The organism is Achromobacter sp. Marseille-Q0513 (assembly GCF_018195695.1).
In the GTDB taxonomy this organism is placed as follows: Bacteria; Pseudomonadota; Gammaproteobacteria; order Burkholderiales; family Burkholderiaceae_B; genus Achromobacter.
This window is the reverse complement of sequence record NZ_JAGTJY010000227.1, coordinates 1-8,538: the sequence shown is the minus strand read 5'-3', so window position 1 is coordinate 8,538 and position 8,538 is coordinate 1. Positions and strand designations below refer to the sequence as shown.

Annotated in this window: 6 protein-coding genes; 4 read left to right on the top strand and 2 right to left on the bottom strand. The window is 71.1% G+C overall.

Annotated elements, in window-relative coordinates; genetic code table 11:
- Window positions 1-121: 121 nt before the first annotated feature.
- Window positions 122-589, bottom strand: coding sequence for a winged helix-turn-helix transcriptional regulator (locus tag KDH83_RS27645; RefSeq protein WP_103274622.1), 468 nt, complete (start codon window positions 587-589; stop codon window positions 122-124).
- Between the two features lie 135 nt (window positions 590-724).
- Between KDH83_RS27645 and KDH83_RS27640 the strand changes: the two genes are divergently transcribed.
- The 4 genes from KDH83_RS27640 to KDH83_RS27625 all read left to right on the top strand — a co-directional run bounded on the left by KDH83_RS27640 (window position 725) and on the right by KDH83_RS27625 (window position 7,468).
- Window positions 725-2,026, top strand: a complete 1,302-nt coding sequence (locus tag KDH83_RS27640) for a D-amino acid dehydrogenase (RefSeq protein ID WP_212321608.1) — start codon at window positions 725-727, stop codon at window positions 2,024-2,026.
- A gap of 223 nt (window positions 2,027-2,249) precedes the next feature.
- Window positions 2,250-3,386 carry a DNA repair exonuclease gene (locus KDH83_RS27635; protein WP_212321606.1) on the top strand — a complete coding sequence of 379 codons (1,137 nt, stop codon included), beginning with the start codon at window positions 2,250-2,252 and terminating at the stop codon, window positions 3,384-3,386.
- The gene (locus tag KDH83_RS27630; protein ID WP_212321604.1) at window positions 3,383-6,016 is read left to right on the top strand and encodes an AAA family ATPase; all 2,634 of its coding nucleotides are present in this window, start codon (window positions 3,383-3,385) and stop codon (window positions 6,014-6,016) included. Before KDH83_RS27635 ends, KDH83_RS27630 begins: the two co-directional genes overlap by 4 nt.
- 594 nt (window positions 6,017-6,610) lie before the next feature.
- Window positions 6,611-7,468, top strand: a complete 858-nt coding sequence (locus tag KDH83_RS27625) for a DMT family transporter (RefSeq protein WP_212321601.1) — start codon at window positions 6,611-6,613, stop codon at window positions 7,466-7,468.
- A 74-nt stretch (window positions 7,469-7,542) separates the two neighbouring features.
- On the opposite strand, the gene KDH83_RS27620 is transcribed toward KDH83_RS27625, so the two are convergent.
- Window positions 7,543-8,421: a hypothetical protein gene (locus tag KDH83_RS27620; protein WP_212321599.1), complete on the bottom strand. Its 879-nt coding sequence runs from the start codon at window positions 8,419-8,421 to the stop codon at window positions 7,543-7,545.
- Window positions 8,422-8,538 lie beyond the last annotated feature (117 nt).

Below are 8,538 nucleotides of genomic sequence, written 5' to 3'. Positions count from 1 at the left end.
GCATAGGCGAAAACAAGCATCAGGACGCGCGCCGCGGGGGCGGGCGCGGGGCCGGCCGGCGGCAAAAGGGGTGCCAGCATACCAGCCGCCGGCCGCCCGTTCTGTTACAAATGGCGCGGGCCTACCTGTCGACGGGCAGGTACAGCGATTCCTTGATCTCTTCCATCACGATGTAGCTGTGCGATTCGGCGGAAGCGGGCAGGCGCTTGAGGATCTCGCCGAGCAGGCGGCGGTATTCGTTCATTTCGCTCAGGCGCGCCTTGACCAGGTAGTCGAACTCGCCGGATACCAGGTGGCATTCCATGACTTCGGGCACGTACAGCAGTTCCTGCTTGACCTTGTCGAACACGTCGCCCGACTTGGCCGACAGCTTGATTTCCAGGAACACCAGCAGGTTCTTGCCCAGCGCCGCCGGATTGACGCGCGCGTGGTAGCCGGTGATCACGCCTTCGCGCTCCATGCGCTTGATGCGGTCGGAGCAGGGGGTGGCGGACAGGTTCACGCGCTCGGCCAATTCCGTCACAGGAATCCGGCCTTCGCGCTGCAGGATATCCAGGATTTTCAGGTCTAGGCGGTCCAGTTCGCGCATTTCACTTCCGCGGGGTCAAAAAGCAGGGTTGGTCGAGAAAAAGCACTGCCAAAGCAAAATCTTCAGTGATATTCGCTGTGATAAGGGCCATAGACTACCGAAATTCCTGCATAAAACCAACCATCGGAAAGAATCATGCATGTGATCGTCCTCGGCAGCGGTGTCATCGGCACGACGACCGCCTATTACCTGGCCCGCCAGGGCGCCAAAGTGACGGTGCTGGACCGCCAGCCCGCGGCCGCCAAGGAGACCAGCTACGCCAACGCCGGCCAGGTCTCGCCCGGCTATTCCACGCCGTGGGCCGCGCCCGGCATTCCGATGAAGGCCATCAAATGGCTGTTCCAGAAGCATGCGCCGCTGGCGATCCGCCTGGACGGCAGCCTGTTCCAGTTGAAGTGGATGGCGGCCATGCTGGCCAACTGTTCGGCCGAGCGCTATGCGATCAACAAGGAACGCATGCTGCGCCTGTCCGAGTACAGCCGCGATTGCCTGCGCGAACTGCGCGCGGCCACCGGCATCCATTATGAAGAGCGCACGCGCGGCACGCTGCAGCTGTTCCGCACCGACGCGCAACTGGAAGCGGCGCGCCGCGACATCGCCGTGCTGGAAGAGGTTGGCGTGCCCTACGAACTGCTGGACCGCAATCGCCTGGTGACGGCCGAGCCGGCCCTGGAGCGCTCCAGCCACAAGCTGACTGGCGGCCTGCGCCTGCCCAACGACGAAACCGGCGACTGCCATCTGTTCACCACCCGCCTGGCGGCCATGGCCGCTGAGCTGGGCGTGGAATTCCGCTACGGCCAGAACGTGGCCGGCCTGAACACCGCGGGCGGCCAGATCACCGGCGTGCGCGTGGGCGACGAGGTGCTGACCGCCGACCGCTACGTGGCCGCCTTCGGCAGCTACACCCGCGGTTTCCTGGAACCGCTGGGCCTGGACCTGCCGGTCTATCCGCTCAAGGGTTATTCGCTGACCGTGCCCATGGTCGACGAGTCCGCCGCGCCGGTGTCGACCATCCTGGACGAAACCTACAAGATCGCCGTGACGCGCTTCGACCAGCGCATCCGCGTCGGCGGCATGGCCGAGGTGGCGGGTTTCGACCTGCGCCTGAAGGACGCCCGCCGCAAGACGCTCGAAATGGTGGTGGACGATCTGTTCCCCGGCAGCGGCGACCTGCCGCACGCCGAGTTCTGGACCGGCCTGCGGCCGATGACGCCGGACGGCACGCCGGTGGTGGGCGCCACCCGTTACGGCAACCTGTTCCTGAACACCGGCCACGGCACGCTGGGCTGGACCATGGCCTGCGGTTCGGGCAAGCTGGTGGCTGACCAGGTCATGGGCCAGCGTCCGGCGATCCGCGCCGACGACCTGGGCCTGTCGCGCTACGATCGCGGCGCCGCGCGCGGCCAGCCGCTGGTGCTGGGCGGCAAGGGCGCCTGAGCCCGACTGACGTTTGTCTCCAGCGCCGGCCGGAAGCCGGCGCCTTTATACGGCCCGCCCGGCGCACGATACCGGCCGGGCCGTCGTTTATTCAGCGCCGCCAATGGCGCTTCGCCGGGCGGCATGGCGGTCGAATGGGTGGGGCGATGCGCGGCGGCCGCGGGTGACGGCAAGGTCCCTGCCCAGGGCCGTCGCGTCCGCGCGCTTGTGACACAATCGCCGCATGACGCATATCCTGCATACCGCCGACTGGCAGATCGGCCGCCAGTACGGCCAATTCGATTCCGATGACGCCGCCATGCTGGCCGAGGCGCGCTTTGATGCCGTGGCCCGCATTGCCCAGCTGGCGACCGAGCGCGGCGTGGATGCGGTGCTGGTGGCCGGCGACGTGTTCGACACGCAAGGCATCTCCGACCGTGGCATCCGGCGCTTGTTCGGCGCGCTGGGCGCCTACGCCGGCCCCTGGGTGATGATCGCCGGCAACCACGACGCCGCGCTGGCCGACAGCGTCTGGACCCGCGCCATCCAGTTGGGCTGCGTGCCCGCCAATGTGCATGTGCCGCTGCGCACCGGCGTGGTGGACCTGCCCGGCGCCAACCTGGCGGTGCTGGCCGCGCCGCTCACCCAGCGCCATACCTACGATGACGTGACCCAGGCGTTCGACCTGATGGAAAGCGAGGCCGGCCGCGTGCGCGTCGGACTGGCGCACGGCAGCGTCACGGGCCGCCTGCCGGACACCATCGATGCCACCAATCCCATCGCGGCGGACCGCGCTGCGCGCGCGCGGCTGGACTATCTGGCGCTGGGCGACTGGCACGGCTGCCTGCAGGTGGACGAGCGTTGCTGGTATGCGGGCACGCCCGAGCAGGATCGATTCCGGGGCAATGAGCCGGGCTATGTGCTGGACGTGCGCATCGCCGGTCCGGGCGCGGCGCCGGAGGTCGAGCGCGTGGCCCTGGGCCGCTACCGCTGGTCGGCCTGGAGCGAGACGCTGAGCCTGCCGACCGACGCCCAGGCGCTGGCCGACCGGCTGGCGGCGCTGCGCGGCGAGGACGTGCTGAAGCTGGAGGTGGCCGGCCACGTGGGCATGCCCGGCTGGGAGCTGCTGCAACGCGCGGCGGGCGAGGCGGCCGCGCAGGCGCGCGCGCTGCTCTGTGATTTCTCGGGCCTGCTGCTGGAACCGGACGAGGCCGATTTCGCGCAATTGGGCGCCAGCGGCTACGTGGCCGAGGTCGCGGCGCAGCTGCAGGCGATGCAGGCCGCGCCGGGCGACGATGCGCAAGCCGCCGTCGCATCCGAGGCGCTGCGCCTGCTGCTGCGGATGCAGCGCGAGGCGGCGGCCGAAGGAGGCGCGCAATGAAGCTGTCGCGCATCGTCCTGGAAGAATTCCGCAAGTTCCGCCAGCCCCTGGCGCTGGACGGCCTGCAAGCCGGGCTGAACCTGTTCGTCGGCCCCAACGAGGCCGGCAAGAGCACCGTGGCGGCGGCCATCCGCGCCGCTTTCCTTGAACGCTACAGCACCAAGACGGTCGCCGATCTGGCGCCGCGCGGCGAATCCGGCGCGCGGCCCAGCGTGGAGCTGGCATTCAGCCACGCGGGGCGCGACTACGTGCTGAAAAAGCAGTTCCTGACGCGGGCGCGCTGCGAGCTGCTGATCGACGGCGGCGCCGAACGCCTGGACGGCGAGGCGGCCGAGAATGCGCTGGCGGCGCTGCTGGGCTTCGACATGCCCGGACGCGGGCAGAGCAAGCCCGAGCAGGCGGGCATTCCCGGCCTGCTGTGGATCCAGCAGGGCGAGGGCCAGGCGCTCAACGCGCCCGCGGGCCATGCCCAGGGCCATCTGCGCGACGCGCTGACACGCCTGTCCGGCGAACTGGCGGCCGGCGACGGCGACAGGCTGTTCGAGCGCGTGTCGGCCGAGCGCGGCGCGTTGCTGGACGCGCGCAACGGCAAGCCCAAGGGCGTGTTCAAGGATGCCGACGAGGCGTTGGCGCGCGCGCGGTCGGCGCGCGACGACGCCCTGCGCGCCAAGGCGCAGCTGGACGCGGACGTCGACCGGCTGGCCGCCTTGCGCCAGGAACACGGGCAGGCGCAGCAGGCCGAGCCCTGGAAGGCGCTGGAAGCGCGGGCCGCCGAGGCGCGCACGCGCCTGGCAGCCCTGGCGCGCGAGCGCGAGACGCTGGACGGCTTGCGCCGCGAGCTGGCACAGGCCGCCAGCAACCTGGGCCTGTTGCAGGACCAGGTCGGGCGCGACCAGCAGGATGAAACCGAGCTGCGGACGCTGGAACAGCAGGCTCAGGCGGCCGCCGAGCGCCTGCGCCAGTCCGAGGCGCCGCTGGCGCGCGCGCTGCAACAGCGCGACGCGCAACGCGCCACCGCCGACGCGGCGCGGCTGGCCCTGACGGCGGCGCAGGCGCAGGCCGATCGGCGCGACCTGGAGCAGCAACTGCGCCAGCTGGACGCCGACTCGGAACGCCTGGATGGCGCGCTGAAAGCGGCGGATGAACTGATTGCCCAGGGATCGGCGCTCAAGGCCGAGGTGGTCGGCATCGAGGTGCCGGACGCCGATCTGCAGGGGCTGCGCAGGATCGAAAGCCAGCGCGCCAGCCTGCGCGCCCAGCTGCAGGCCGTGGCCACGCGGCTGTCGTACCGATTGGAGCCGGGCGCGCGGGCGCTGCTGGACGGCTGCGAGCTGGAGGCCGACGGCCAACTGCTGCTGACCGCCGCGGCGGAGCTGGACCTGCCCGGCGTGGGCCGCCTGCGCATCGAGCCGGGCGGCAAGGACCTGCCCGCGCTGCAACGCGAACTGGCCGCGCTGGATGCCGATGGGGTGGCGCTGCTGGCCCGCCTGGGCGCGGCCAGCGTCGATGAGGTCGAGGCGCGCCATGCCCGCCATGCGGCGCTCAAGGGCGATCTGGAAGGCATGCGCAGGGCGCTGCAGATCCACGCGCCGAAGGGCATCGACATGCTGCGAGGCCAGCGCGACGAGGCACAGGTCCGGCGTGATGCGCTGCGGACGCGTCTGCATGCCTTGCCGCCGGCGGTCGAGGGCGACGTTCTTGACCTGGCCACGGCGCGGCAGGCCTTGGGCGAGGCGCAGGCAGCCGCCGAACACGCGGGCAATGCCTGGACCGAGGCCCGGCGCGCGGCGGACGCGGAGGGAACCCGCGCCCAGATGCTGCAATCGCAGGCCACGGCCAGCCGGGCCGCGCTGCTGTCGCCCGAGCGCAGCGCGCAGCGCCAGGAGCGGGCGGGACGGCTGGCCGAGACGCGCAGCCATCATGATCTGCTGGCGCGGCGGCTGGGCGAGGCCGAGGCCGCGCTGGACGGCCAGCGTCCGGCGTTGATCGAGCAGGACGCGCTGCGCTTCGAACAGTCGGCCGCGCTGGAACGCGAGGCGCAGCAGCGCCGGCACGGCGAGATGCTGCAACTGCAGGGCAAGCTGGACCAGGCCGGCGCGCAAGGCCTGGGCGAACGGCTGTCCGAGGCCGAGGCCGATTGCGAGCGGCTGCAGCGCCGTCGCGACGAGCTGGATCGGCGCGCGCGGGCGCTGGACCTGCTGCTGCGGCTGCTGAGCGACAAGCGCGCGGCCGCCACCCAGCGGCTGCAGGCGCCGCTGGCGCGCCGGCTGCGCCATTATCTGGGCCTGCTGTTCCCCGAGGCTGCCTTGCGCCTGGATGATGCCTTGCTGCCCGCCGCCTTGCAGCGCGCCGGCGGCGAGGACGCGCTCGACAGCCTGAGCTTCGGCACCCGCGAGCAACTGGGCATCCTGGCGCGCTTCGCCTACGCCGACCTGTTGCAGGAGGCGGGGCGTCCCACGCTGCTGGTGCTGGACGATGCGCTGGTCCACGCCGACGAGGGCCGCCGCGACTTCATGAAGCGCGCCCTGTTCGATGCCGCCACGCGCCACCAGATCCTGATGTTCACCTGCCATGGCGAGGCCTGGCGCGATCTGGGCGTGGCGCAGCGGCGCATCGGCGCGGCGGGATAGCCGTCGCGCGCGGCGGCCGGTCCCTGTCCCGCGCCGCCGCGGTCAAGTTGTGTGAAGCCGCTTGACGCGCATGGGGCGCGCGCGTAGGCTACGCCACTTGATCCTGCGCGGTATCCAGGGCGGACGCAACATCCGGCCTGGCCACGCAAGAGGGGGACCTTGTCGGTTCTCCGGGTCGTTCACCGCAACGCTCATGTCCGACTTCCTGTCCATCGCCGTCACCGCCAGCGCCGTCCGCGCAGCGGGCGCGCGTGCGCCGGCACGGGCCATGACGCGAGGCGCGGTGGTTTCTCCTCCTGTCGCAGCGGCGCCGCCGCCCGCAGCCCCGCCGACCGTCGTCGGGGTCGTCGCCGTCGTCGCGGGCCCGTACCCGCCGTCGGCCGTCGTCCGCCGCTAAGACGCTTCCCGCTCGTTCCGATCCGTTCGGGCGATCCGGTCCGCGTCGCGCTTCGTCCAATCACGCTCCTGCCTGGCCCGCAAGCCGCCTGCCTTGACGCCTGAACGCGTCCGGCGGTTCGCGCATCCGTCTCGCCGCTTTTCCGCGACGGGATGGACCGGGCTCGAGCCTGTTCACTCATCGACAGGTAGAAACTCATGTCTTTCAACCGGAATGCGTGGGCCGCCCATGGCTCCACCTCCTTGTTCGTGCTGCTGTGGAGCGGCGGCGCGATCTTCGCCAAATGGGGGCTGGCGCATGCCTCCGCCTTTGGCTTCCTGCTGCTGCGCTTCGTGCTGGCGCTGGCGGTGTTGCTGGCGATCTGCGCCGGTCGCCGCCGTTGGCTGCCGGCGCCGGGAACGCGCGTCAGCGTGGCGCTGACGGGCTTCCTGCTCATCGGCTGCTATTCCATCTGCTATCTGCTGGCGCTGGACCACGGCGTCACGCCAGGGGTGCTGGCGACCCTGCTCGGCGCGCAGCCCATCCTGACGCTGGCGCTGATGGAGCGGCGCTTCGACGCGGGCCGCGTGGCGGGCCTGCTGCTGGCCCTGGCCGGGCTCATCATGGTGGTGTTCCAGAGCATCGCCTTGGCGCGCTATTCGGCGGCGGGCATCGGCTTCGCCATGGCCGCGCTGCTGAGCATGACGGCGGGCGCCATCCTGCAGAAGCGGGCCAGCCAGCCGCCCATGGACGTGATGCCGTTGCAATACGCGGTCAGCCTCGTCCTGTGCCTGCTGTTCGCGCCGTTCCAGCCCTTGTGGGTGGACTGGAGCATCGGCTTCGTGCTGCCCTGGCTATGGATGGGCCTGGTGATCTCGGTGGGCGCGACGCTGCTGTTCTACCGCATGATCCAGGCGGGCAACCTGGTCAACGTGACCAGCCTGTTCTACCTGGTGCCGGTCGGCACGGCGCTGCTGGATTTCCTGATCCTGGGCAATCGGCTGCCGGCCTTGAGCCTGGTCGGCATGGCGGCGATCCTGCTGGGGCTGATGCTGGTGCTCAGGCCGGCGCGATAGCGGGGAGGGCGCCGGCCCTTGCGCGGCGGCTGGCGCCCGTGCGGCCTTGCCGTCGCGCGGGCGGCAAGGCCTTGTCAGGCCAGTTCCAGTTCCCGCGCTTCCCAATGCCCGCTGACCAGCTGGCTGGGGCGCTCGCTCGCGATGACCCTGGCGCAGACCGGCCAGGCGTCCAGGCGTACGTTCAGGCCGGCATAGATGCCGTGGCCGGGGCCAGCCGTGATGGCGCCTTGCGCCTGGATGCCTTCGCCCGCGCGGATGGCGCCCTCGGCGCGGATGTCCTCGCCGGCGATCATGCCCCAGCCGGCGGCCAGGTGCTCGCCGCAGTCGACAGACGCGCCGGCCTGGATGCCGCAGCCGGCGGTGAGCGCCTTGGCCGCGACAACCGAGCCGCCCGCCTTGAGGCCCTGGCCGCAGGCGATGGCGTCGTCGCAGGCCACGTCCTGGCCCGCGTGCAGATGGCCTCCCACGGTTATCTTGCCGCCCGCGCGCACGTCCCATTTGGCGCGCGCGTTGCCGGCGCAATCCAGCGTGTCGGCCGTCTCGATGCCCCATTCGGCGCTGATGTCGCCGCCCGCGCGCAGCAGGCCGGCGCTGGCGATCTGGGCGCCGGACTGGATGTTCTCGCCGGCGATCACCGATTCGCCGGCGCGGATGCCGCCGCCGGCGACGATGCCGCGTCCGGCGCGCACCACGGAATCGACATTGATGCCCATGCGCACCTCGATCGTGCCGGCGAACACCACGGCGCTGGCGTCGATCTCGTCCAGCCGCAGCACCGCGTCGGTCGGGCCGAACTGGTCCAGCAGCCAGCAGGCGTCGCCGACGCGGCCGTCGGCGACCAGGGCGTCGAGCACGGCCTGGTAGTCGCCCTGTCCGTTGTGATCCCGCAGGAACCATTTGTAGCCGCCCGCGCAGGGATTCTTGGCTTTGACGAAATTCTTGGTGAGTTGCATGACGATAGGCGCAAAGGTCGTGTGCGCTCGGCCGGCAGCCGTCCGGTTCAGGACGGACGGAAGCGGGCCGAGCGGCAGGGACCGCGCCGGCCTGGATGTGGGCGGGCGGTCCCGGGA